Here is a 25,320-nt window from a genome sequence, read left to right as displayed (position 1 = left end):
ATGAGTCATCCGTCCATCTTCAATGCCTGGATGAATGCCGTCTGCGGGATCTCGACCTTGCCGAACTGGCGCATCTTCTTCTTGCCGGCCTTTTGCTTTTCCAAGAGCTTCTTCTTGCGCGTCGCATCGCCGCCATAGCATTTCGCCGTCACGTCCTTGCGCAGCGCCGAAAGCGTCTCGCGCGCGATCACCCGGCTGCCGATGGCGGCCTGGATCGGGATCTTGAACATGTGGCGCGGAATCAGCTCCTTCAGCTTTTCCACCATCGCCCGGCCGCGGCTTTCGGCACGGTCGCGGTGGACCATGATCGCCAGCGCGTCCACCGGCTCGTCATTCACCAGGATCGACATCTTGACCAGATAATCCTCGCGATATTCGCTGATCTGGTAATCGAAGCTGGCATAGCCCTTGGTCACGGATTTCAGCCGGTCGTAGAAATCGAAGACCACCTCGGCCAGCGGCAGGTCATAGACCACCATCGCCCGGTTGCCGGCATAGGTCAGGTCCATCTGGATGCCGCGGCGGTCCTGGCAAAGCTTCAGCACGTCGCCCAGGTATTCGTCGGGCACCATGATCGTGGCCTTGATGCGCGGCTCCTCGATATGGTCGATCAGCGTCAGGTCGGGCATGTCGGCGGGGTTGTGCAGCTCGCGCACCTCGCCGTCGCGCATGTGCAGCCGGAACACCACCGAGGGCGCGGTGGTGATCAGGTCCAGGTCGTATTCGCGCTCCAGCCGGTCGCGGATCACCTCGAGGTGCAGAAGGCCCAGGAAGCCGCAGCGGAAGCCGAACCCCAGCGCGGCCGAGGTCTCCATCTCGTAGGAGAAGCTGGCATCGTTCAGCGCCAGCTTCTCGATGGCGTCGCGCAGCGCCTCGAAATCATTGGCATCGACCGGAAAGAGGCCGCAGAACACCACCGGCTGCGCCGGCTTGAAGCCCGGCAGCGGCTTGTCGGTGCCCTTGCGCTCATGCGTGATGGTGTCGCCGACGCGGGTGTCGCGCACCTGCTTGATCGAGGCGGTCAAAACGCCGATCTCGCCCGGCCCCAGCTCGGCAATGTCCTGCATCTGCGGCCGCAGCACGGCGAGCTTGTCGATGCCGTAGACGGCATTGGTCTGCATCATGCGGATGCGGTCGCCCTTGCGGATCACCCCGTCCATGACCCGGATCATCACCACGACGCCCAGATAGGGGTCATACCACGAATCGACCAGCATCGCCTTCAAGGGCGCGTCGCGGTCGCCCTTGGGGGCCGGCAGGCGGGTGACGATGGCCTCCAGCACCTCGGGGATGCCAAGGCCGGTCTTGGCCGAGATCTCGATGGCGTCATGGGCGTCGATGCCGATCACGTCCTCGATCTGTTCCTTGACGCGGTCGGGCTCGGCGGCGGGCAGGTCGATCTTGTTCAGCACCGGCACGATCTCGTGCCCGGCGTCGATGGCCTGATAGACATTGGCCAGGGTCTGCGCCTCGACCCCCTGCGTCGCGTCCACGACCAGCAGGCTGCCCTCGACCGCGCGCATCGACCGGCTGACCTCATAGGCGAAGTCGACATGGCCGGGGGTGTCGATCAGGTTCAGCACATAGGTCCGCCCGTCTCGCGCGGGGTATTCGATGCGCACGGTGTTGGCCTTGATGGTGATGCCCCGCTCGCGCTCGATATCCATGCTGTCGAGCAGCTGGGCCTTCATGTCGCGTTCGGCGACCGTACCCGTCAGCTGGATCAGGCGGTCGGCCAGGGTGGATTTGCCGTGGTCGATATGGGCCACGATCGAGAAATTGCGGATGAGGTCAAGGTCGGTCATGGCCGGGCTATACAAGGGCTTTGGCGTTGCGGAAAGAGGGTTCATGAGGCGGTGACGAAACCGGCCTCGCGCAGCCGGCGGCGGCGCAGCGCGGCCTCGCGCCACATGGTGTAGCAGCCCGAGCCGACGATGATCGCGGCGCCGGTCAGCGTCAGCGCATCCGGACGCTCGCCGAAGACCAGGAAGGCCAGGATCAGGGCAAAGACCAGCCTTGCATAGCGATAGGGGGCAAGCGCCGAGGCCTCGCCCACGCGGGTTGCGGTGACCAGCAGCGCATAGCCGCCGACGCCCAGGGTGATGCAGGCCAGCAACAGCAGCCATTGCCGCGGGCTGGGCAGGACGAAGTCCTGCCCCAGCACCAGCCCCATCAGCACCGCGGCGATCAGGATGGCGAAGAAGGCCGAGGCGGCCAGCTGGTCGGAATGGATATGCGCCGGCACGCGGCGGGTGGCGATGTCGCGCGCCGCCAGCCCCACCACCGCCAGCAGCGCCATCAGCGACACCGGCTGGAACCCCGCCAGTCCCGGCCGGATCACCAAGAGCACGCCCAGGAAGCCGACGATGATCGCGCTCCAGCGCCGCCAGCCGACCGGCTCGCCCAGAAACAGCGCCGCGCCCAGCACGATGGCCAGGGGCAGCGCCTGCATGATCGCCGAGGTTGAGGACAGCTCGGTCAGCGCCAGCGCCACGACGATGCCGATCGAGCCAACCGCCTCGGCCAGGTTGCGAAACAGCACGATGGGCCGGACCAGGTCGCGGGTGAACAGCCGCCCACGCTTGAGCTTCAGCATGGCGCCAAAGGCAAGAAAGCCCAGAAGCCCGATCAGGGCCAGCACCTGCGCATAGGGCAGTTCGGCCGCAAGCAGCTTGATGAACATGTCCTCGAAGGCGAACAGCACCATCGAGACGACCATCAGGATCGCGCCACGGAAGTTTTCGGTGACCATTGGTCGCAGCCTCATGAGGGGGAGTTGCGCCCGTGGCGCCGCGACGCGATCATAGGCTGCTTCCCGGACAAGCGAAAGGCCGGGCCAGACGAAAAACGGGTGAAAGGACGGGCCGATGAAATTCCGCGTCGAGGACATGAGCTGCGGCCATTGCACGGCGGCCATCGAAAAGGCGGTGGCCGAGGCGGGCGGCAGGGCCGCGACCGACCTCGCCAGCCGCAGCGTCACGGTCGAGGGGCTGGATGCCGCCCGCGCGGCCGAGGTGATTCGCGACGCCGGCTATACGCCCGAACCGGCCTGACCGCATATCTTGGGGCGCGCGCCCCCGCGGCCGCCATCCTTTGGCCCCCTGCGCCGCCCCGCCGCAATTGAGGCAAGGGGCGGCTTCTGCTAAGCTCCGCCGGACAAGAGCGCGGCGGAAAGAGGGTGCGCAGCCCCGTTGCCGTGGCAGGAGCCGAGGAGACAGAGATGTTCAACCGATTGATGATCGCCGCCGCCGCGGTGGTGCTGACCACGCCGCTCGCCGTGGCAGGCCCGATCGATTCCGCCTGCATCCGTTCGGAGCGGGGCGCCCGCAACGGCCAGGCCTGTCGCTGCATCCAGCAGGTCGCCGACCAGACGCTGTCGCGCTCGGACCAGCGCCGCGCGGCGCGCTTCTTCCGCGACGCCGATGCGGCGCAAGAAGTGCGCATGTCGAAAAGCGATGCCGACAACGCCTTCTGGGCCCGCTACAAGAATTTCGCCGCCGCGGCCGAGGCCTATTGCGCACGCTGAGCCGGGGATGCGCATCACCGTGCTGACGGGGGCAGGCATCTCGGCCGAAAGCGGAATCAGGACGTTCCGTGCCACCGACGGGCTGTGGGAAGAGCACCGCATCGAGGACGTCGCCACGCCCGAGGGCTTTCGGCGCGACCCGGCGCTGGTGCATCGCTTCTACAACCAGCGCCGCGCCGATGCCGCCCGCGCCCGGCCCAACGCGGCGCATCGGGCTCTGGCGCGGCTGGCGCAACGGCACGAGCTAACCCTGGTCACGCAGAACGTGGACGACCTGCACGAGCGCGGCGGCTCGGCCGAGGTGATCCACATGCATGGCAGCCTGCTCGGCGCGCTCTGCGCCGGCTGCGGCCACCGCTGGCCGGCGGCGCTGGTGATGCGCCCGCCCGATCCCTGCCCGGCCTGCGGCAAGGCCCTGGCCCGGCCCGACATCGTCTGGTTCGGCGAGATCCCCTATCACATGGAGCGGATCTGGAAGGCGGTCGAAAGCGCCGAGCTCTTTGCCGCCATCGGCACATCGGGCCTAGTCTATCCCGCCGCCGGCCTGGCCCAGCACGCCCGCCGCAACGGCGCCCATACCATCGAGCTGAACCTGGCTGCCTCGGCCGTCAGCCGCGACTTCGCCGAACGCCGCCTCGGCGCCGCGACCGAGGTGGTGCCGCAATGGGTGGATGCGCTCTGCCCCTAGGCGCCGCCTTCCGGCTTCTTTCTTGTGCAAATATCCTGGGGGAACGCCGCGCCGGCCCCGTCGAGGGGCCGGCGCGGCGTGGGGGCAAAGCCCCCCGGCCCCCATCTCGCAGCCACCGCGCTTGACCATGGCGCCGCAATCGGCCACCCCTGGCCTGCCCCGCAACCCCAAGGCCCGCGATGACCCGCACCATCCTTGCCAATGCCCGCCTGATCCTGCCCGAGACCGTGACCCCCGGCGCGCTGGTGCTGGAGGACGGCGCCATCGCCGCGATCCAGCCGGGCAGCGCCGTGCCGGCCGGCGCGCTGGACATGCAGGGCGACTATCTTGCCCCCGGCATGGTCGAGCTGCATACCGACAACCTGGAACGCCACATCCGTCCCCGCCCCGGCGTGGACTGGCCCCATGCCGGGGCCATCCTGGCGCATGACGCCGAACTGGCGGGCTGCGGCATCACCACGGTCTTCGACGCCATGCGCGTGGGCTCGATCCCGAACGAGGGGCCAGACCAGGATTACGACAAATATGCCCGCGAACTGGCGCATGAACTGGCCGCGCTACGGGCTCGGGGGGCGCTGCGCATCAGCCATTTCCTGCACCTGCGCGCCGAGATCTGCTCGCAGACCCTGCTGGCGGAACTCGACGAGTTCGGCCCCGAGGACCGGGTCGGCATCATCAGCCTGATGGACCACACACCGGGCCAGCGCCAGTTCCGCGACATCTCGAAGCTCGCGCAATATGTGCAGGGCAAGTACAAGCTCTCGGACGCGGCCTTCGCCGAGCATGTCGCCCGGCTGCAGGATCTGCGCGCCCGCTTCGGCGACCGCCACGAGGCGGCGGCGGTCGAGATCGCGCACCGGCTGGGCGCGGTGCTGGCCAGCCATGACGACACCACGGCCGCACATGTCGCGCTTTCGGCCGGCCATGGCGTGCGGCTGGCCGAATTCCCGACCACGCCCGAGGCGGCGGCGGCCTGCCACGACCACGGTATCATGGTGATGATGGGGGCGCCGAACCTGATCCGCGGCGGCAGCCATTCCGGCAATGTCTCGGCGGCGGATCTGGCACGGGTTGGGCAGCTCGACATCCTGTCCTCGGATTACGTGCCCGCGGGGCTCCTGGCCGGGGCGCTGATCCTGGCGCGGATCTGGGACGACCTGCCGCGCGCCATGGCAAGCGTGACGGCCAACCCGGCCCAGGCGGCCGGATTGGCCGACCGCGGCCGCCTGGCGCCGGGGCTGCGCGCCGACCTGATCCGCTTTGCCATGCTGGACGAGGATACGCCGGTCATGCGCGAGACATGGGTGCGCGGGCGCCGGGTCTGAACCTTGCCGCGAACCTGCGAAAATTCGCAATTCCCTTGATCTGGATCAAGCCGTTGCGATCGGCGCCGGGCTAGCCATGCCCGGCCCAGAAGGAGTGCGAACCATGAGCTACAAGGCAAAGATCGACGAGATGCGCAGCGAATTGCGGGTGATGAACAAGGCCATCCCCGACGCCACCAAGGGCTTCGGCGCACTGTCCAAGGCGGTGCATGACGGCGGCGTGCTGGACGCCAAGACCAAGGAATTCATCGCCGTCGGCATGGCCATCGTCCAGCGCTGCGAGCCCTGCATCCTGCTTCATGTCGAGGCGCTGATGAAGGCCGGCGCCACGCGCGAGGAACTGGGCGACGTGTTGTCCATGGCGATCCAGATGAGCGGCGGGCCGGGCCTGATGTATGCCGGCCACGCGCTGGCCTGCTGGGACGAGCTGGCGGCGGGCTGATCCCGCCGCGCGGGACGCGCTCAGGTGATGACGTCGGGCGCATCCCGGCCGGTGCGGGCGCGGATGCCGGCGATTTCCTCGGCGGCGGCGACGATGCCTGCCAGCGCCTGTTGCGGATCGTCCTGCATCCGGGCGGGATCGGTCTCGACCCGCTCCAGGTAGACGCGCAGCGTCGCCCCCTCGGTGCCGGTGCCCGACAGGCGCAGCACGATGCGGCCGCCGCCCTCGGTCATGATGCGCAGGCCCTGCCCCTCGCTGCGCGAGCCGTCCACCGGGTCGTCATAGGCGAACTCGTCCGCCGCCTCGATCCGCAGCCCGGCCGCGGCCTGGCCCGGCAGATCGGCCAGACGCTCGCGCAGCGCCTGCATCAGCTCGGCCGCGGCCGCGGCATCCACCGCCTCATAGTCGTGGCGGGAATAGTAGTTGCGGCCGTATTTCGCCCAATGGTCGGCCATGATCCCGGCCACCGGCTGCCGGCGCTCGGCCAGCAGGTTCAGCCAGAACAGCACCGCCCAGAGCCCGTCCTTTTCCCGCACATGGTCCGAACCGGTGCCGGCGCTTTCCTCGCCGCAGAGCGTCGCCTTGCCGGCGTCGAGCAGGTTGCCGAAGAATTTCCAGCCGGTCGGCGTCTCGTAGCAGGCCAGGCCCAGGCGCTCGGCCACCCGGTCCAGCGCCCGCGAGGTCGGCATGGAGCGCGCCACGCCTTTCAACCCGCCGGCATAGGCCGGGACCAGCGTGGCGTTCGCAGCCAGCACCGCCAGGCTGTCCGAAGGCGTCACGTAGCAGTTGCGGCCGACGATCATGTTGCGGTCGCCGTCGCCATCCGAGGCGGCGCCGAAATCCGGCGCGTCCGGCCCGAACATCGCATCCATCAGATCCTTGGCCCAGATCGGGTTCGGGTCGGGATGGCCGCCGCCGAAATCGGGACTGGGAACGGCATTCACCACCGAGCCCGCGGGCGCGCCCAGCTCGCCTTCCAGGATCGCCCTGGCATAGGGGCCGGTGACCGCATGCATGGCGTCGAAGCGGATGCGGAAGCCGTCGGCGAACAGCGCGCGGATCTTGCCGAAATCGAAGATCGAGCGCATCAGCTCGGCATAATCGGCGACCGGGTCGACGACCTCGACCTCCATGCCGCCCAGGGCCTTGGTCCCCGGCGTGGCCAGGTCCACGTCCTGCGCGTCGAGGATGTGGTATTCGGCCAGGGTCTTGGTGGCCTCGAAGATCGCCTCGGTCACCGGCTCGGGGGCCGGGCCGCCATTGCCGATATTGTATTTGACGCCGAAATCCTCGGTCGGGCCGCCGGGATTGTGGCTGGCGGACATGATGATGCCGCCATCCGCCCCGCGCAGCCGGATCAGGTGCGAAGCGGCGGGGGTGGAAAGCAGCGCGTTCTGGCCGACGATCACCTTCTTCGCGCCGCTGGCCGCGGCCATGCGCAGGATGACCTGCGCGGCGCGGTCGCCGAAATAGCGCCCGTCGCCGCCCAGCACATAGGTCTTGCCCGCGGCGCCGCCGGTGCCGTTCCAGATCGCCTGCACGAAGTTTTCCAGGTAATGCGGCTGCATGAAGACCGAGGTCTTCTTGCGCAGGCCCGAGGTGCCGGGCTTTTGCCCCGCGATGGGCTGGGTCGGGACGGTGTGAACGGTCATGGACCTCTCCTTAGCGTTCGTGGTCGCGCATGATGCTGGCAGTCCGCGCGACCGAGGGCAATGCCGGGAAATCCCCGGCCGCCACCGGCAGGCGCAGCTGCCAGTTCGGATATTCGCCGACCGTGCCGGGCAGGTTCGGCTGGTCGGCCATGTCGAGCAGCAGCTCCGCCTGCACCGCCACCAGACGCGACGGCGTGCGGGCCAGGAAACCGTGCAGCGCGTCCAAGCCGGGATCGGGCAGCAGCCGGTCGAAGGCGACGACCTCCTCGGCGCGTTCTTGCTGCCCGGCGGCGGTTTCCTGCCCGGCGATGCCGGCGCGGGCAGCGATGTCGGCGCCACGCCGCCAGCCGCGCCAGGTCGGCAGGTCGTGGGTCGAGAAGCTGGCGATGGCGCCCTGGTCATAGGATTCGGCCGGGCGGAAGGCCGGCGGATGCCAGCCCTCGCGCTCGAACATCGCCACGCGGCAGCCGAGGATGCCGGAAGCCGCCAGCGCCTCGCGCAGGCCGTCGGGGATATTGCCCAGATCCTCGCCGACGAGCACCGCATTGCCGGCGCGCGCCGCCTCGATCCGGGCCACGGCCAGCATGGCATCGCGCGGCATGGCGACATAGGCGCCGGGGGCGGCGTCCGGCACCCAATAGGCGCGCTCGAAACCCAGGATGTGGTCGATGCGCAGCACGCCGGCGAATTGCAGCTGGCGGCGCAGGGTCTCGGCCAGCGGCGCATAGGCTTGGGCACGCAGACCCAAGGGGCTGAAGGGCGCGAGGCTCCAGTTCTGCCCCTGCGGGGCGAAAGCGTCGGGCGGCGCACCGAGCGAGGCGCCGAAGGCGAAGCTGGCACGGTCCTCCCAGGTCTCGGCGCCGAAGGGATGAGTGCCGACGGCGAGGTCGAGATAGAGCCCATGCGCCATGCCGCCGTCGCGCGCCGCCTGCCCGGCCGCCGCCAAGGCCCGCTCGGCCCGCCATTGCAGCCAGGCGTGAAAGCGCATCTCGCCGGCCAGATCGGCCCGCGCGGCGATGGCGGCGGGCGTGTCGGGCGAGGCGAGGGTCGCCGGCCAGTCGCCCCAGAAGGCCCCCAGCCGGGCCGAGAGCGCCTGATGCAGGGCAAAGCGTTGCAGGCCCTCGCCCTCCGCCGCCTGCCAGGCGTCGAAGGCCGGATCGCCGGGAAAGGCGTCGTATCCCGCCCGCAAGGCCGCCATGCGGGCGGGGATGTCGCGGGCATAGTCGATGCGCGGGCCGGGGGTGCCGGGGCCGCCGGGCAGGTGGATCACGTTCAGCCGCCGTCGATGCGAGGGGGTATAGGGGCTGGACAGCTGCGGCTCGGTCGGAAAGCCGGCATGGACCGGGTTGATGCCCAGGAATGCCGCCCCTTGCCGGCCCATCCCCTTGGCCAGCACCGCAAGGTCGGCATAGCTGCCGATCCCGGTTTCCGAAATGCCGTAGAGCGGCGCGGCCAGCCCCCAGCAGCGCGCCGGCCCCGGCAGGCGCGGCGGCGCGGCGAGCAGCGTATAGTCCCGGCCCCCGGCCCGCAGGCGGTGGATGCCCAGCGGCAGCACGGGCAGCGGGCCGTTCCCCTCGGCCTCGGTGCCGTCCTCGAAGGTCAGTTGCCAGTCGTCCAAGGCCAGGTCGGGGCGCGCGCCGGCAGCGCAGATCACATCCTGCGGCAGGCGGACGGCATGGTCGTCCAGCGCCGCCTGCGCCTCGGCCGCCGTGGGCACGGCAAGACCCATGGCGGCAAGCAGCGCCACCGCCGTCTCGACCGAGGTCTCGCGCCATTGCCCGGCAAGGTCGTGAAAGCCCGGCAGCACGCCCATGCGACCGGCCAGGGTCAGGCGCGGATCAGCCATGCTCGCGCTCCAGATCGAAGGCGAGGGTCGACTGGCCGTCCACCGCCAGCCGCTCGGCCTCGACCACATGCGGGGCCAGGTCGGGGCGGCTGGTATCCAGATGCAGCCGCCAGCGCCAGCCCTCGGGGCGCTCGGGCAGCACCACCTCCAGCGGCTCACCGTTGTTGAAGACCAGAAACAGCGCCTCCTCGCGCTGCGCATATTCGGGGGTGCCGGCGGCCATGCGCAGCTCGGCGCAAAGCACGCGCAGCTCGGGATTGCCCCAATCGGCCGGGGTCATCTGCGCGCCGTCCGGGCGCAGCCAGAACAGGTCGGGCAGCCCGTCGGTCAGGCGCGGGCGCGAATGCAGGAAACGTTTCTGCCGCAGGATCGGATGGGCGCGGCGAAAGGCGATGAGCTTGCGGGTGAAGTCCAGGAAGGCCGGGTCGGCACCCTGCCATTGCACCCAGCCGATCTCGTTGTCCTGGCAATAGGCGTTGTTGTTGCCCTGTTGCGAATTGCCCAGCTCGTCCCCGGCCAGCAGCATCGGCGTGCCCTGCGACAGAAGCAGCGTCGCCAGCAGGTTGCGCCGCCGCCGCGCGCGGGCGTCCCGGATCGCGGGGTCGTCGCTGGGCCCCTCGGCGCCCATGTTGTCCGAGAAATTCTCGGAATGGCCGTCGCGGTTCTCCTCGCCATTGGCCTGGTTGTGCTTTTCGGAATAGCTGACCACGTCCATCAGCGTGAAGCCGTCATGCGCGGTCAGGAAGTTCACCGAAGCCGTGGCGGGCCGGCCGGAATGGTCGAACTGCCGGGCGGAGCCCGCCATGCGGTCGGCCAACTCCGGCACCTGCCGCGCGTCGCCGCGCCAGAAGCGGCGGATGCCGTCGCGATACTTGTCGTTCCATTCCAGGAACGGCGGCGGAAAGCCGCCCAGCTGATAGCCGCCGGGACCGATGTCCCAGGGCTCGGCGATCAGCTTCACCCGCGTCAGCACCGGATCCTGCCGGATCGCGTCGAAGAACGAGGCGCTGCGGTCGAAGCCGCCACGAACCCGCCGGCCCAGCGTGGCGCAAAGGTCGAAGCGGAACCCGTCCACATGCATCACCTCGACCCAGTAGCGCAGGCTGTCCATGACCATGCGCAGCACCATCGGGTGATTGACGTTCAGCGTGTTGCCGGTGCCGGTGTCGTCGACGTAATGGCGCGGATCCTCCTGCAGCCGGTAATAGCTGCGATTGTCGAGGCCGCGGAAGCTGAGCGTCGGGCCAAGCTCGTTACCCTCGCCGGTGTGGTTGTAGACCACGTCCATGATGACCTCGATGCCGGCGGCATGCATGCGGGCGACCATATGCTGGAACTCGGCGATCTGGCCCTTGGCCAGATAGCGCGGATCGGGGGCGAAGAAGCCCAGCGTCTGGTAGCCCCAATAGTTCACCAGCCCCTTCTCCAGCAAGAAGCGGTCGTTGAGGAAGGCTTGCGCCGGCAAGAGCTCCAGCGCGGTGATGCCCAGGGCTTGCAGATGCTCCAGCACAGGGTCCGAGGCGAGGCCCAGGAAGGTGCCGCGATGCGGGACATCAGGGTGCAGTTGCGTCAGGCCCTTGACATGGGCCTCGTAGATCACCGTCTCGGCGATGTCGCGGCGCGGCGGCTGGTCGGGGCCCCAGGCGAAGGAGGGATCCTCGACCACGCAGCGCGGCATGAAGCGGGCGCTGTCGCGGCGGTCGAAGCTCAGGTCGGCCTCGGGCGCACCGACCGTATAGCCCATCAGCGCATCGTGCCAGACCAGATGCCGGGTCAGCCGCTTGGCATAGGGATCGAGAAGCAGCTTGTGATAGTTGAAGCGGTGCCCCTCGGAGGGCGCATAGGGACCGTCGGCGCGCAGCCCGTAAAGCTGGCCGGGGCGCAGGCCGGGGACATAGCCGTGCCAGACGTCGCCGTCGCGTTCCGGCAGGTCCAGCCGGTACGTCTCGGTCCGGCCGTCGGGGGAAAACAGGCACAGCGTCACCCGGCGCGCATGTTCCGAGAACACGGCGAAGTTCACGCCCTCGCCGTCGAAGGTGGCGCCCAGCGGTTCCGCCCGGCCCTCGAAGATGCGCAGCCCGGTCATCAGGCGGCCATCGCCCCGAACAGCTCGGCATAGGCGCGGGCCGAGGCGTCCCAGCCGACCGGATGCGCCATGGCGTTTTCCGTCATCCGTCGCCACACGGCAGGCTGGCGCCAGAGCGCGCAGAGCCGCGACAGCGCCCGGGACAGCGCCCGGGCATCGACCGGGTGGAATTGCACCCCGGTCGCCACGCCCGCAGCCAGCCCCGCCGCCGAGGCGTTGATGACGGTATCGGCCAGCCCGCCGGTCAGCGCCACCAGCGGCAGGGTGCCGAAGCGCAGCCCGTAAAGCTGCGTCAGCCCGCAGGGCTCGAAGCGCGAGGGCACCAGGATGGCGTCGCCGCCGGCGATCATGCGGCGCGACAGCGGCTCGTCATAGCCCAGCCGCAGCGCGACGCCGGGGTGGCGGGCGGCAGCCTGGGAAAAGGCCGCTTCCAGCCCAGGATCGCCCGATCCCAGCACCGCAAGCTGGCCGCCGTTCTCCAGCAGCGCCGGCAGCGCCTCGATCAAGAGGTCCAGCCCCTTCTGCCCGGTCAGGCGCGAAACGACGACGCAAAGCGGCCCTTCGGCCTCGGGCAGGCCGAATTCCTTGCGCAGCGCGGCGCGATGCGGCGCCTTGCCCTCGGGCGCGGCATAGGGCGGCGTCCAGGCATCCAGGTCGATGCCGTTCAGGATGCCGGTGAAATCGCCGGCGCGGTCGGCCAGCACCCCCTCCATCCCCATGCCGAATTCCGGGGTCATCAGCTCTTCGGCATAGGTCGGGCTGACGGTCGAGACCTTGTCGGCAAAGACGATTCCCGCCTTCAGCGCCGAGATCCGGCCCCAATATTCGAAGCCGCGCGGGTTGAAGAGATGCGCCGGCAGTTGCAGCGCCGAGAGCATATGCGCCGGCGCCAGGCCCTGGAAGGCAATGTTGTGGATGGTCAGCAGCGTTCGCACGTCCCGCACCCCGGCCTGGCGCAGATAGACCGGGGTCAGGCCGGCCTGCCAGTCGTGCAGGTGCAGCACCTGCGGGCGCCAGTCCTCGATCCCCTCGGCGGCGATCAGCGCGGCGGCCTTGCAAAGCGCGGCGAAACGCTGCGGATTGTCGGGCCAGTCGCGGCCGTCCGGCCCCAGATAGATGCCGCCCTGCCGGTCGAAAAGATGCGGCGCGTCCAGGATGTAAAGCACCGCATCCCCCAGTGCGCCGCGCCGGATGCGGGCCGGGCCGCCGAACAGCTCCGGGATCTCGCGCACGGCCGGCGCCTTGGCCGCGGCCCCCAGCACCGCCGGATAGCCGGGCAGCAACACCCGCATCCCGACCCCGTGCCCGGCCAGCGCCGCCGGCAGCGCCCCGGCCACATCGGCCAGCCCGCCGGTCTTGACCAGCGGCACGCATTCCGAGGCGACGGACAGAACCCTCATACGGACAAGACCCTCATAAAGACGCTTCCCTTCGATCCAGCATGTCCTGCGTGATCAGCGTGACGCCGCCTTCCGAGACGCGGAACCATTTCGCGTCCTCGTCGGGGTCTTCGCCGACGACCAGCCCTTCGGGGATTCTGACGGCGCGGTCAATGACCACATTGGTCAAACGCGCGTGTCGGGCGACATTGGCATAGGGCAACACCACCGCGCGCTCCAGGCTGGAATAGGAATTGGTATGGACCTGGGTGAACAACAGCGACTCGCGGATCTCGCTGCCCGAGATGATGCAGCCGCCCGAGATCAGCGAGCTGACGGCGCTGCCGCGGCGGTCGGGCTCGTCATGGATGAACTTGGCGGGCGGCACCAGCTCGGAATAGGTCCAGATCGGCCAGTCGCGGTCCCAGAGGTTCAGGTCGGGGTTGAAGTCGGTCAGGTCGATATTCGCCCGCCAGAAGGCGTCGACCGTGCCCACGTCGCGCCAATAGACCGGATCGCCGTCCGAGCGCACGCAGCTGTCGGCGAAGCGATGCGCCTGCGCCTTGCCGTTCCTGACGATCTGCGGGATCAGGTCGTTGCCGAAATCATGGCTGGAATTGTCGTCCTGCATGTCGCGGATCAAGAGGTCGCGCAGGAAGTCCCAGCGGAACACATAGATGCCCATCGAGGCCAGCGTCACCTCGGGATCATCCGGCGTGCCGGGCGGATCGGCGGGCTTTTCCAGGAAGCTGGTGATGACGTCCTTGCCGTCCACCGCCATGACGCCGAAGGCCGAGGCCTCGGCCCGCGGCACGGTCAGGCAGCCGATGGTCACGTCCGCACCCGCCTCGACATGGTGGCGGATCATCAGTTCGTAATCCATCTTGTAGATATGATCGCCGGCCAGGATCAGCACGTAATCGACGCCGTAGCTGTCGATGATGTCAATGTTCTGCGCCACCGCATCGGCCGTGCCGCGATACCACATCGATTCGTCGTAACGCTGGGACGCGGGCAGGATGTCGAGGAACTCGTTGCGCTCGGCGCGAAAGAAGTTCCAGCCGCGCTGGACATGGCGGATCAGGCTGTGGGCCTTGTATTGCGTAGCCAGCGCCATCTTGCGGATGCCCGAGTTCAGCGCGTTCGACAGCGCGAAATCGATGATCCGCGACTTGCCGCCGAAATAGACCGCGGGCTTCACGCGCTTGTCGGTCAGTTCGCGCAGGCGCGAGCCGCGGCCGCCGGCCAGAATGAAGGCCATGGATCGTCTGGAAAGCCTTTCCTCACGCGGTGCCATCTCTCTGCCCTCTCCCTTTTTGCCCGGCGCGCGGGTGTGGTTGCTATGATGTCGTCCTGTCGTCCTTGATGAAAATCAGCGTCGAAAGCGGCGGCAGCACCAGGTCGGCATGGGCGGGCTGGCCGTGGCTTTCGCCCGGCAGGGCGGTGACGCGGCCCAGATTGCCGCGCCCGGCCCCGCCATAGACCTCGGCATCGGTGTTCAGCACCTCGCGCCACAGGCCCGGCTGCGGAAAGCCCATGCGCCAGCCGCTGCGCTCGACCGGGGTGAAGTTGCAGACCACCACCACCGCGGCATCGCCCGGACCACCGCGCCGGATCCAGGCATAGATGGAATGCGCGGCGTCATTGGCCTCGATCCACTGGAAGCCGGCGCCGTCGCAATCCTTCGCGTAAAGCGCGGGGGTCGCGCGATAGATGGCGTTCAGGTCGCGCACCAGCAATTGCATGCCGTAATGCAGCGGGTTGCCGATGCAGGCCCAGTCGATCTCGGCATCGTGGTTCCATTCCGAGCCTTGGGCGAATTCCTGGCCCATGAACAGCAGCTTCTTGCCCGGATGGCCCCACATGAAGCCGTAATAGGCGCGCAGGTTGGCGAATTTCTCCCATTCGCTGCCGGGCATCTTGGCCAGCATCGAGCCCTTGCCGTGCACCACCTCGTCATGGCTGATCGGCAGGATGAAATTCTCGGAAAAGGCGTAATGCAGGCCGAAGGTCATCTGGTGGTGATGGTGCTTGCGATGGATCGGCTCGCGCCGGATATAATCCAGCGTGTCGTTCATCCAGCCCATGCTCCACTTGAAGCCGAAGCCCAGGCCGCCTTCATGCACCGGCCGCGAGACCTTGGGGTAGCTGGTCGATTCCTCGGCCACGGTCATGATGCCCGGTTCCTCGCCATAGGTCAGGCGGTTCATCTCCTGCAGCATGGCGATGGCTTCGTAATTCTCGCGCCCGCCGTCCTTGTTGGGGATCCATTGCCCCTCGGCACGGGAATAGTCGCGATAGAGCATCGAGGCCACCGCATCCACCCGCAGCCCGTCGAGGTGGTACTCCCGAAGCCAATAAAGCGCGTTCGAGGTCAGGTAGTTCATCACCTCGCTGCGGCCGTAATTGTAGATCAGCGTGTTCCAGTCCTGGTGAAAGCCCTCGCGCGGGTCGGCATGCTCGTAAAGCGCGGTGCCGTCGAACTGCACCAGCCCGTGCGGATCGGTCGGGAAATGGCCGGGCACCCAGTCGAGGATCACCCCCAGCCCCGCCTTGTGCGCAGCGTTCACCAGGTCGCGGAACTCGTGCGGCGGGCCGAAGCGGATGGTCGGCGCGAACAGCCCGACCGGCTGGTAGCCCCATGAGCCGTCAAAGGGGTATTCGCTGATCGGCAAGAGCTCGATATGGGTGAAGCCCATGTCGCGGGCGTAATCGACCAGCTCCACCGCCGCCTCGCGGTATGAGATCGGCCGGCCGCCGTCCTTCCTGCGCCAGCTGCCCAGATGCACCTCGTAGATCGAGATCGGGCGGTCGATGCGCTGCGCCGCGGCCCGCGTGCCCATCCAGCCCTGGTCCGACCAGCCATAGCCCGCGATGTCGCGCACCACCGAGGCGGTGGCCGGCGGGTGCTGGGCGCCGAAGCCGACTGGGTCGGCCTTTTGCGCCAGCCCGCCATAGGCGCCGAGGATCTCGTATTTATAGGCGGTGCCCTCGCCCAGGCCGGGCATGAAGATCTCCCATACGCCGGTCGCGCCGCGGCGGCGCATGACATGGCGCCGCCCGTCCCAGGCGTTGAAATCCCCGATCAGCGAGACACGGCGGGCATTGGGCGCCCAGACCGCGAAATGCGTGCCGGCCGTGCCCTGATGCTCGATCACATGCGCGCCGAGCGCCTGCCAGAGCCGCCGGTGCCGGCCTTCGCCCAGCAGGTATTCGTCAAGCTCGCCCAAGACCGGGCCGAAGCGATAGGCATCCTCGACCAGCCATTCCTCGCCGTCGCGGCGCCCGCGCAAGAGATAGGGTTCCGCGCCCGGCACCTTGCCGTGGAACAGGCCCGGACAGCCCTCGACCGGCGCCAGCGGATGCGCCTTGCCGCCGACCATGGCCGCCAGTTCCTGAGCGCCGGGATCGAAGGCGGTGACATGGCGCAAGCCCCCCCGCGGATGCGGACCAAGGACCGCGAAGGGATCGTCGAAGCGCCCCTCGGCGATGCGGGCCAGCACCGCGGGGTCGGCGACTTCATTGGGGTCGATCTGCGCCATGGTTCCCCCCCTTGCGGCGTCACTCCTGCCCGAGCAGGCTTTTCACGTTCCAGATGTCCTGCATATAGCCGCGGATGGTGCGATCCGACGAGAACCAGCCCGAGCGCGCCACGTTCAGCGCCGCCATGCGCGTCCATTCCGCGCGGTTGGCATAGGCAAAATCCACCTCGCGCTGCGCCCGCCAGTAATCGGCGAAATCCGAGGCGACCAGGAAGTAATCCGCCCCCGTCAGGTTCTCGACGATATTGGCATAGCGGTCCGGCTCGCCGGGGCTGAAGGCACCGCTGCGGATCGCCTCGACGGCGCGCTTGAGGCGCGGATCGGCGGCGACCGCGCAGGCGGCATGGTCGGGGACGGCGCGGCGGGCCTCGGCCTCCTCGGCGGTCAGGCCGAACAGGAAGAAGTTCTCGGGCCCCACCAGTTCGCGGATCTCGACATTGGCGCCGTCCAGCGTGCCGATGGTCGGCGCGCCGTTCAGCGCGAATTTCATGTTGCCGGTGCCCGACGCCTCCTTGCCGGCCGTCGAGATCTGCTCGGACAGGTCGGCGGCCGGGATCAGCCGCTCGGCCAGCGTCACGTTGTAGTTGGGCAGATAGAGGATCTGCAGCTTCTCCTTCGTGGCCGCGTCGGCATTGATGACGGCAGCGACGTCGTTGATCAGCCGGATGATGTCCTTGGCAAAGAAATAGCCCGGCGCCGCCTTGCCGCCAAAGATCTTGACCCGCGCCGTCCAGTCCGCGGACGGGTTCTCGCGCATCTCCTGCCACAGGGCGATGGCTTCCAGGATGTTCAGGTGCTGGCGCTTGTATTCGTGGATGCGCTTGATCTGCACGTCGAACAGCGCCTGCGGATCCAGCATCACGCCATGGTCGCGGGCGATCCAGCCGCTCAGATCGGCCTTGTTGGCGGCCTTCACGGCGGCGAATTCCTCCAGCCAGCCGGCATCGGCGACATGGGGCTCCAGCGCCTGCAACTGCTCCAGATCGCCCACCCAACCGTCGCCGATGGTCCGGGTGATCAGCCGCGCCAGGCGCGGGTTGCAGCCCAAAAGCCAGCGCCGCGGCGTGACGCCGTTGGTCTGGTTCACGATGCGGTCGGGCCAGATGCGGTGCTGGTCGGCAAAGACCGTGGTCTTCATCAGCCCGGTATGCAGCGCCGAGACGCCGTTCACGCGGTTCGACAGGATGAAGGACAGCTCGCCCATTCGCACCTTGCCGTCGCCGCGCGCGGTGTTGCGGCGGTCGGGATGTGCGCGGGCATCCTCGGCGTCGATGCGGTCGATGATCTGCAGATGCCGCGGCAGCAGGTCGCCGAAAAGCCCCTCGCCCCAGCTTTCCAGCGCCTCGGGCAAGAGCGTGTGGTTGGTGTAGTTCACGCAAGCCCTGGTGATCGCCAGCGCCTCGTCGAAGGGCAGGCCGCGTTCGTCATGCAGGATGCGCAGCAGCTCCGGCCCGGCGATGGCGGGATGGGTATCGTTCAGCTGGATCGCCACCTTCTGCGGCAACAGGCGCAGGTCGGCATGCTCGGCCTCGAAGCGGCGCAGGATGTCGCGAATCGAGGCGGCCGAGAAGAAATATTCCTGCGTCAGCCGCAGCCGCTTGCCCTTTTCGGTCGAATCCTCGGGATAAAGCACGCGCGAGATGGTGCGCGCCAGCGCCTCGGCCTCGGCCGCAGCGGCGAAATCGCCGGCATTGAAGCGGGCCAGGTCGAAGGGATCGACCGCCCGTCCGGCCCAGAGCCGCAGCGTATTGGCCCAGGCGCCGCGCCAGCCGATGACCGGGATGTCATAGGCTTCGGATTGCACGAAGCTTTCGGGTTCCCAGACCGCGCGGCCGTCGCGGGTCGCGACCCGGCCGCCGAGACCCAGGACAAAACGCGCCTCGGGGCGTTCGAACTGCCAGACGAAGGGCTGTTCCAGCCAGTCCTCGGGCGATTCCATCTGCCGCCCTTCGGCAAAGCTCTGGCGAAACAGCCCGTGCTCGTAGCGGATGCCATAGCCATAGGCCGGGCAACCCAGCGTGGCGAGCGATTCCATGAAACAGGCCGCCAGCCGGCCCAGGCCGCCATTGCCCAATGCCGCGTCGGGCTCGTCCAGCAGCACGCCGCGCCAGTCGAGGCCGAAGCTTTCCACCGCCTCCTGTGCCTCGTCGGCCAGTTGCAGGTTGACGATATTGTCCTGAAGCAGCCGGCCGATCAGGAATTCCATCGACAGGTAATAGACCCGCTTGGCATCGGCGCGATAGGTGGCGCGGGTCGATGCCATCCAGCGATCCACGATGCGGTCGCGCACCGCATGGCTCAGCGCCAGCCGCCAGTCGAAAAGCTGCGCGTGGTCGGGATCCTTGCCCAGCGTATAGGTCAGGTGCCACAGGATCGCGTCGCGGAAATCGCTTTGGGGCATGTCGTCCCTGGCCATGGATCACCCTTTGTCGGCACACCCGTATCCTTTCGGGTCATCTCTTGGCTTAAGGCATCCGTGATCGAAAGCAAGCGGTTGGGAGAAAATTCTGTTAGCGTTAACCGGCGCGGGCAATATCGCGCCGAAACCCGGCGCGGGACGCCGGAAACACCCGCCCCTGCCGCATTGTGCGCTGCAGGATTGCGCCAAACCGGGCAAGGGCCGCATGTTCTGCGGCCCCTTGGCCGGTCAGAAATCCAGGCCCAGGTCCAGGGTGCGCGCCGAATGGGTCAGCGCGCCGACCGAGATGTAATCCACCCCCGTCGCCGCCACCTCGGCCACGCGAGCCAGCCGCATGTTGCCCGAGGCTTCCAGCACCACCCGGCCCTGGGCCATGGCCACCGCCTCGCGCAGCGCGGCCGTTTCCATGTTGTCCAGCAGCACGACATCGGCGCCGCCCTCCTCCAGCACCTCTGCAAGCTGGTCGAGCCGGTCCACCTCGATCTCGACCCGCATCATATGCGAGGCGCGGGCCTTGACGGCTTGCAGCACCGGCCGGATGCCGCCCGCCGCGGCGATGTGGTTGTCCTTGATCAGGATCGCGTCCGACAGGCTGAAGCGATGGTTGAAGCCGCCGCCATGCAGCACCGCCTGCTTCTCGACCAGCCGCAGGCCGGGGGTGGTCTTGCGGGTGCAGGTGATGCGCGCCTTCGTCCCCGCCGTCTCGGCCACGAATGCCGCCGTCTGGGTGGCGATGCCGGACAGCCGGCCGGCAAAGTTCAGCGCCACCCGCTCGGCCGAGAGGATCGAGGCCGCCTCGCCCTCGATCTCGGCCAGCGTGTCGCCGGGCTGGAAACGGCTGCCATCGGCATGGTGCAACCGACAGTCCAGCGCGGGGTCGATCAGCCGAAAGGCGATGGCCGCCAGTTGCATGCCAGAGGCCACGCCCGCCTCGCGCGCCACGATCCGCGCCCGGTAGCGGGTGCCGGCCGGGATCACCGTGCGGGTGGTGATGTCGCCATAGGTGCCCAGATCCTCGGTCAGCGCGGCCCGGACCAGCGGTTCCATGATCATCTCGGGCAGCGGTGGCATCTCGGTCATGTCGTCTCCGGTTCAAGCGAGGCGCGCAGGGCCAGCGCCTGCGAAAGCGTCAGGCGCGAGCGGCGGCCCTCGGGCAGGGTCTGCGGGAAATCGGTGCGGCAATGCGCGCCGCGGCTTTCCTGCCGCATCAGCGCCGCGGCGGCGATCAGCGTGGCGGTGGCGGTAATGTTCAGCAGCGCCGGGCAATCGGGCTGCGCCGCCTCGATGGCGGCGATCTCGCGCAGGCAGCGGGTCAGGCCCCCGGCATCGCGCAAGACGCCCGCCCCCTCGGTCATGGCGCGGCGCAGGCGGGCGACCAGCGCCGGATCGGGCACCGGGCCGGGCGGCAGGTCGGGCAGCACGATTTCGGGCGCGTCCTGCACCGGCCCCAGCCGCGCCGCGATGGACAGCGCGCAGCGGCGGGCATAGACCAGCGCCTCCAGAAGCCCGTTCGAGGCCAGCCGGTTGGCGCCATGCAGCCCGGTCGAGCTCGCCTCGCCACAGACCCAGAGCCGGTCGAGGCTGGCGCGGCCGTCGCTGTCCACCGCCACGCCGCCCATGTGGTAATGCGCTGCCGCCGCCACCGGGATCGGCTCGCGCGTCGGGTCGATCCCGGCCCGCGCACAGGCCCCCGCCACGGCCGGAAACTCGGTCAGAATGCGGTCGCCCAGGCAGGCGCGGGTATCCAGCATCGGTCGCAGCCCGGCCTGGCTTTGTGCATAGATGGCGCGCGCCACCACGTCGCGCGGCGCCAATTCGGCATCGGGATGCACCGCCGGCATGAAGCGTTCGCCCAGGCGGTTGACCAGATGTGCGCCCTCGCCGCGCAGCGCCTCGGTGGCCAGCGGCGCCGGATCCTCGCCGCAATCGATGGCGGTGGGATGGAACTGCACGAATTCCGCATCGGCGATCTCGGCCCCGGCCCGCGCCGCCATGCCGATCACCTGGCCGCGGATGCGCGGCGGATTGGTGGTCAGCGCGTAAAGCCCGCCCGAGCCGCCGCCGGCCAGCAGCACCGCCGGCGCCCGGATCAGCAGCGGCGCCGAGCCCTGCGGGCCGGAAAGCGCCACCTCGACCCCCGCGACCCTGCCGTCCTCGACCCGCAGCCCGGTGGCCATCACCCCCTCCAGCACCTGCACCGAGGGGGCCTCGCGCAGGCAGGCGACCAGCGCGCGCATGATCTCGGCCCCGGCCTGGTCACCGCGCACCCGCACGACGCGGGCGAAGCTGTGCGCCGCCTCGCGCGACAGCACATAGCCGCCATCCGGCTTGCGGTCGAAAGGGGTGCCGAGCCGGGTCAGGTCCAGGATATGCGCCCGCGCCTCCTCCGTGACCAGCGCCGCGATGGCGGGATCGACGGTGCCGGCGCCGGCGCGGAGCGTGTCGCGGGCATGGGCTTCGGTGCTGTCGGCCGGGTCCATGGCCGCCGCCACCCCGCCCTGCGCCCAGGCCGAGCTTGCGCCCTGGCCCAGCACCTCGGGCGAGATCATCAGCACCGGGCGCGGCGCCAGTTTCAGCGCCGCGTAAAGCGCACCCAGGCCGGCGCCCACAATGACGACGCGGCCGGTCGAAACCTCGCGCACCTCAGGCTGCCAGACGCTGCGACAGGTCGATCATGCGCTGCACCGCCAGCCGGGCGCGATCGGCGACCTGGGGATCGACCTCGACCACACCGGTCATGGTGTGCAGCGACCAGAGCACCTTCTCCAGCGTGATCTTCTGCATGTAGGGGCACATGTTGCAGGGTCCGAGGAACTCGACCTCGGGATTGGCGTCCGAGATGTTCGAGGCCATCGAGCATTCCGTGACCAACATCACCTGCTTCGGCCGCTCGGCCTCGACCCAGTCCTGGATATTGGCGGTCGAGCCGGCATAATCGGCTTCGGCCACCACCTCGGGCGGGCATTCGGGATGGGCGATGATCTTCAGCCCCGGATTCCAGTCGCGGAAGTCGCGCAGATCCTGCGCCGTGAACTGCTCGTGCACGATGCAGGCGCCGTCCCACCAGACGATGCGCTTTTGCGGCACCTTGTTCGCCACATTCTGCGCCAGCCATTTGTCCGGCGTCATGATGATCGTGTCGGCATCCAGCGCCGCCACGATCTGCGCCGCATTCGCGCTGGTGCAGCAGATGTCCGAGGCGGCCTTCACCTCGGCGGTGGTGTTGACATAGCTGACCACCGGCGCGCCCGGGTAACGCGCGCGCATCTGGGCGATGCCCTCGGCGGTGATGCTTTCGGCCAGCGAGCAGCCGGCCTCCATGTCGGGCATCAGCACCGTCTTTTGCGGGTTCAGGATCTTCGAGGTCTCGGCCATGAAATGCACGCCGCATTGCACGATCACCTGCGCCTCGACCTTGGTCGCGGCGATGGCCAGCGCCAGGCTGTCGCCCACCACGTCGGAAATGCCGTGATAGATCTGCGGCGTCATGTAGTTATGCGCCAGCACCACGGCATTGCGTTCCTTTTTCAGCTTGTTGATCGCTGCGACATAGGGGGCGTGGATCGCCCAGTCCGGCCAGGGCATGACGCGGCCCATCCGGGCATGGACATCCGCCATGCGCTCGGCCAGCTCGAGCGAGGGCTCGAGATCGTAATGCGAGCCCAGCTCGCTGCGGATGGTCGTCAGATCGAGCATTCGGTCCCCCCACTCTGCCCGCGTCGCAGTCACCCCGGATATAATGCGCCGGGCCCCCGATACCAGAGCCCCGGGCCTGTGAGTCGCGGTTCCTAACCCATGGATGACGCTCGGGCAACGCAAATGCTAAGCTGCGCCAAAAGGACAAGCCGCCTTGCCGGCCCCTGACGTCTGGACCTCGGGCCGTCCTGCGGTAAAAATGAACAGTAAAGTGATCGGGTTCAGGCCATGAAAGAGTTCCAAGACAGTTCCCCGGTGCCGCCCAGCCTGCGAAACCTCCAGATCCTGGAAGCCCTGGCCCGCGAGGCGCGCCCGATGACCGCGACCGAGATCAATGCCAGCCTGGGCCTGCCCAAGCCCACCATCCACCGCCTGGTCGCCAATCTGGAGCAAGAGGGCTACCTGTCGCGCCAGCTCGACGGGCGCAGCTACCTGCCCGGCCTCAAGCTGCGCCAGATGATGCTGGGCGTCATGCATGCCTGCCAATACGACCTGCCGCGCCACGACGTGCTGGTGCGGCTTTTCACCGCCGTGGGCGAGACCTGTTCGATCTCGATCCCCGAAGGCGACACGCTGGTCTATGTGGACCGCGTCGAGACGAACTGGCCCCTGCGGCTGGTGATCCAGCTGGGCACCCGCGTGCCGCTGCATGCCACCGCGGCCGGCAAGGTCTGCCTGGCCTTCATGAACCCGCAAAGCGTCGAGCATTTCCTGCGCCATGCCCGGCTGCATCCGCATACGCCGAACACCTTCGTCTCGGCCGAAAGCCTGCGCGAGGAACTGGCGCGGGTGCGCGAACAGGGCCATGCCATCGACGACCAGGAATTCATTCCCGGCATGGTCGGGATCTCGGTCCCGGCGCTGGATGGGCGCGGCCGGGTTCTGGCCGCCGTGACCTTCCACGCGCCGGTGCAGCGCATGTCGCTGGAAACGGCGATGACGCATCTGCCGGCGCTGAAGCGCGCGGCAAGCGAACTGGCCGACCTGGCCTGACCGGTTCAGCCGGCCCAGGTGGCGGGGATCAGCCCGCGCAGCGCATTGCCGACCCACAGCCGGACATGGGGCAGATCCCCGGCCAGCAGCAATTCCTCGCGGCAGGTGCCCTCGGCCAGCATCCCGGCGCGCAGCACGCCCGGCAGAAGCCCGCAGGACAGCGGCGGGGTGCGCAGCCCCTGGCCGCGGTCGAAGAAGACCGTGGTGATGGTGCCGTCGCAGACCTCGCCGCGCTCGTTCAGGAAGACCGCCTCCTCGACCCCCTCGGGCAGCGCGGCGCGGGCGGCGTCGTAATGCGCCCGCCGCGTGGTCTTGAGCCTGAGCCAGGGATCGACCGAATTGAGCCGCGTACCGGCCAGCGCCAGCCGCCATTGCGGGCGCGACTGCGGCAGGGGCGCGCGCGTCACCTCGATCCGCCCGGCGCGGTCCAGCGTCAGCCGCAACCGCGCAGGCTGGCCCGCAGGCCCGACCAGAGCGGCGCGGGCGGCCTGCGCGTCGCAGGACCAGCCCAGCGTCCGCGCCCCCGCCGCCAGCCGCGCCAGATGCCCCGCGATCCGCGGGCAGCCGGTGCCGTCCCACAGCACCGTCTCGATCAGCCGCAGTTCGGGATCGTCAGATCCTGCGCGTAGCGGGCTTTCCATAGCGCCTCCTCCCATTCGCCTTCCGCGGTCGAATCCTGCACCACGCCGCCGCCGACATTCAGCGTGACCTCGCCATCCGGCCAGACCGACAGCGTGCGGATCGCCACCGAGAAGCAGGCCGCACCGTCCGGGGCCATCCAGCCGATGGCGCCGCAATAGACCCCGCGCGGGAACGGCTCGACCTCGCGGATGATCTGCATGGCGCGGATCTTGGGCGCGCCGGTGATCGAGCCGCAGGGAAACAGCGCCCGCAGCAGCGCGCCCAGTTCCGCCGGACGCTCCAGTTGGCCCACCACGCGCGAGCTCATCTGGTGGACGGTGGCAAAGCTGTCTACGGCGAAAAGCTCGGGCACCCGCACCGAGCCCACGCGCGAGAGGCGGGCGATGTCGTTGCGCAGCAGGTCGACGATCATCAGGTTCTCGGCCCGGTTCTTTTCCGATGCCGCCAGCCCCGCCGCCAGGGCCGCGTCGCGCGCCGGATCGGGGTCGCGCGGCGCGGTGCCCTTCATCGGCCGCGCCTCGATCCGGCCCTGCGCATCGAGGCGGAAGAACAGCTCGGGCGAGCGCGAGACCACCACCGGCCCCTGCCCCAGCTCGGCATAGGCCCCGAAACCGACCGGCTGGCGCACGGCCAGCGCGGCGTAAAGCTGCAGCGCCGAGCCGGAGATCAGGCGCGAGCCGATGGGAAAGGTCAGGTTGATCTGGTAGCAGTCGCCGGCCGCGATATAGTCGCGGGTGCGGGCAAAGGCCGCCGCGTAATCCTGCGGCGAGATCATGGGCTCCAGCGGCGCCAGCCGGGCCGCGCCTGGCGCGGGCAACAGCGGCGCCGGCTCGGGCGCGTCATGGACGGCGAAGGCCATGAGCGGCGTGCGCCGGTCCGCCGGCATCTCGCGCGCCAGCACCGGCTCCAGCGCATAGCCCAGCTCATAGGACAGGTAGCCCGCGATCCAGGCCCCCTGCCGGCGCCGGGCCTCGAGATGGTCGAGCGCAGAGGCCACATCCTCGGGCCCGGTCACCACCAGCACTTCCCGCGGATCCCGGAACAGGACCGGCTTGCCGTCAGGACCGAATTCGCAAAGGATCAC

At 68.9% G+C, this 25,320-nt stretch carries 20 protein-coding genes; 6 read left to right on the top strand and 14 right to left on the bottom strand.

The window, feature by feature from the left end:
- Window positions 1-5: 5 nt before the first annotated feature.
- Window positions 6-1,805 carry a translation elongation factor 4 gene (lepA, locus tag ESD82_RS02500; RefSeq protein ID WP_024842536.1) on the bottom strand — a complete coding sequence of 600 codons (1,800 nt, stop codon included), beginning with the start codon at window positions 1,803-1,805 and terminating at the stop codon, window positions 6-8.
- Window positions 1,806-1,846: 41 nt separating this feature from the next.
- Window positions 1,847-2,752 (bottom strand): DMT family transporter, encoded by a 906-nt coding sequence (locus tag ESD82_RS02495; RefSeq protein WP_114669106.1) that lies wholly within the window; start codon window positions 2,750-2,752, stop codon window positions 1,847-1,849.
- 115 nt (window positions 2,753-2,867) lie between these two features.
- On the opposite strand from ESD82_RS02495, the gene ESD82_RS02490 reads away from it, so the two are divergent.
- The 5 genes from ESD82_RS02490 (at window position 2,868) to ESD82_RS02470 (ending at window position 5,981) form a co-directional block, all read left to right on the top strand.
- Complete coding sequence (locus ESD82_RS02490) at window positions 2,868-3,053, top strand: heavy-metal-associated domain-containing protein (protein ID WP_024842534.1); 186 nt, start codon at window positions 2,868-2,870, stop codon at window positions 3,051-3,053.
- Between the two features lie 167 nt (window positions 3,054-3,220).
- A complete protein-coding gene (locus ESD82_RS02485) occupies window positions 3,221-3,526 on the top strand; it encodes a hypothetical protein (RefSeq protein ID WP_024842533.1) in 306 nt (101 codons plus the stop codon).
- Between the two features lie 7 nt (window positions 3,527-3,533).
- The gene (locus ESD82_RS02480) at window positions 3,534-4,214 is read left to right on the top strand and encodes an NAD-dependent deacylase (RefSeq protein WP_024842532.1); all 681 of its coding nucleotides are present in this window, start codon (window positions 3,534-3,536) and stop codon (window positions 4,212-4,214) included.
- Window positions 4,215-4,393: 179 nt separating this feature from the next.
- Window positions 4,394-5,539 carry an alpha-D-ribose 1-methylphosphonate 5-triphosphate diphosphatase gene (locus ESD82_RS02475; protein ID WP_147429078.1) on the top strand — a complete coding sequence of 382 codons (1,146 nt, stop codon included), beginning with the start codon at window positions 4,394-4,396 and terminating at the stop codon, window positions 5,537-5,539.
- Between the two features lie 103 nt (window positions 5,540-5,642).
- Entirely contained in the window at window positions 5,643-5,981 is a 339-nt protein-coding gene (locus ESD82_RS02470) for a carboxymuconolactone decarboxylase family protein (protein ID WP_147429079.1), read from the top strand.
- 20 nt (window positions 5,982-6,001) lie between these two features.
- On the opposite strand, the gene ESD82_RS02465 is transcribed toward ESD82_RS02470, so the two are convergent.
- From ESD82_RS02465 to nadA, 10 genes are all read right to left on the bottom strand, one after another.
- Window positions 6,002-7,633 carry an alpha-D-glucose phosphate-specific phosphoglucomutase gene (locus ESD82_RS02465; protein ID WP_147429080.1) on the bottom strand — a complete coding sequence of 544 codons (1,632 nt, stop codon included), beginning with the start codon at window positions 7,631-7,633 and terminating at the stop codon, window positions 6,002-6,004.
- 10 nt (window positions 7,634-7,643) lie between these two features.
- Window positions 7,644-9,479, bottom strand: a complete 1,836-nt coding sequence (locus ESD82_RS02460) for a 4-alpha-glucanotransferase (protein ID WP_147429081.1) — start codon at window positions 9,477-9,479, stop codon at window positions 7,644-7,646.
- Window positions 9,472-11,565 (bottom strand): glycogen debranching protein GlgX, encoded by a 2,094-nt coding sequence (gene glgX, locus ESD82_RS02455; protein WP_147429082.1) that lies wholly within the window; start codon window positions 11,563-11,565, stop codon window positions 9,472-9,474. Before glgX ends, ESD82_RS02460 begins: the two co-directional genes overlap by 8 nt.
- A complete protein-coding gene (glgA, locus tag ESD82_RS02450; RefSeq protein WP_147429083.1) occupies window positions 11,565-12,965 on the bottom strand; it encodes a glycogen synthase GlgA in 1,401 nt (466 codons plus the stop codon). The genes glgX and glgA overlap by 1 nt, the downstream gene beginning before the upstream one ends.
- A 13-nt stretch (window positions 12,966-12,978) precedes the next feature.
- Window positions 12,979-14,241, bottom strand: coding sequence for a glucose-1-phosphate adenylyltransferase (gene glgC, locus ESD82_RS02445; protein WP_074990341.1), 1,263 nt, complete (start codon window positions 14,239-14,241; stop codon window positions 12,979-12,981).
- A 43-nt stretch (window positions 14,242-14,284) separates the two neighbouring features.
- Window positions 14,285-16,486 carry a 1,4-alpha-glucan branching protein GlgB gene (glgB, locus tag ESD82_RS02440; RefSeq protein ID WP_147429084.1) on the bottom strand — a complete coding sequence of 734 codons (2,202 nt, stop codon included), beginning with the start codon at window positions 16,484-16,486 and terminating at the stop codon, window positions 14,285-14,287.
- Window positions 16,487-16,505: 19 nt separating this feature from the next.
- Entirely contained in the window at window positions 16,506-18,902 is a 2,397-nt protein-coding gene (locus ESD82_RS02435) for a glycogen/starch/alpha-glucan phosphorylase (RefSeq protein WP_147429085.1), read from the bottom strand.
- 231 nt (window positions 18,903-19,133) lie between these two features.
- On the bottom strand, window positions 19,134-19,985 hold the full coding sequence (nadC, locus tag ESD82_RS02430) for a carboxylating nicotinate-nucleotide diphosphorylase (RefSeq protein ID WP_147429086.1): 852 nt from the start codon (window positions 19,983-19,985) through the stop codon (window positions 19,134-19,136).
- Entirely contained in the window at window positions 19,982-21,547 is a 1,566-nt protein-coding gene (locus ESD82_RS02425) for an L-aspartate oxidase (RefSeq protein ID WP_147429087.1), read from the bottom strand. Before ESD82_RS02425 ends, nadC begins: the two co-directional genes overlap by 4 nt.
- A gap of 1 nt (window position 21,548) precedes the next feature.
- Complete coding sequence (nadA, locus tag ESD82_RS02420) at window positions 21,549-22,601, bottom strand: quinolinate synthase NadA (protein ID WP_147429088.1); 1,053 nt, start codon at window positions 22,599-22,601, stop codon at window positions 21,549-21,551.
- A gap of 228 nt (window positions 22,602-22,829) precedes the next feature.
- Here nadA and ESD82_RS02415 point away from each other — a divergent pair, with 228 nt between their 5' ends.
- A complete protein-coding gene (locus tag ESD82_RS02415) occupies window positions 22,830-23,594 on the top strand; it encodes an IclR family transcriptional regulator (RefSeq protein WP_147429089.1) in 765 nt (254 codons plus the stop codon).
- 5 nt (window positions 23,595-23,599) lie between these two features.
- Here ESD82_RS02415 and ESD82_RS02410 read toward each other — a convergent pair whose 3' ends face one another.
- Together ESD82_RS02410 and ESD82_RS02405 are read right to left on the bottom strand one after the other, a co-directional pair.
- Complete coding sequence (locus ESD82_RS02410) at window positions 23,600-24,235, bottom strand: aminotransferase class IV family protein (RefSeq protein WP_147429090.1); 636 nt, start codon at window positions 24,233-24,235, stop codon at window positions 23,600-23,602.
- Window positions 24,187-25,320: an aminodeoxychorismate synthase component I gene (locus ESD82_RS02405; protein ID WP_167521687.1), complete on the bottom strand. Its 1,134-nt coding sequence runs from the start codon at window positions 25,318-25,320 to the stop codon at window positions 24,187-24,189. Before ESD82_RS02405 ends, ESD82_RS02410 begins: the two co-directional genes overlap by 49 nt.

The sequence above is a fragment of the Paracoccus pantotrophus genome (assembly GCF_008824185.1).
Classification (GTDB): Bacteria; Pseudomonadota; Alphaproteobacteria; order Rhodobacterales; family Rhodobacteraceae; genus Paracoccus; species Paracoccus pantotrophus.
Note: the sequence above shows the minus strand (reverse complement) of the source record. Positions and strands in the feature narration are given on the sequence as shown.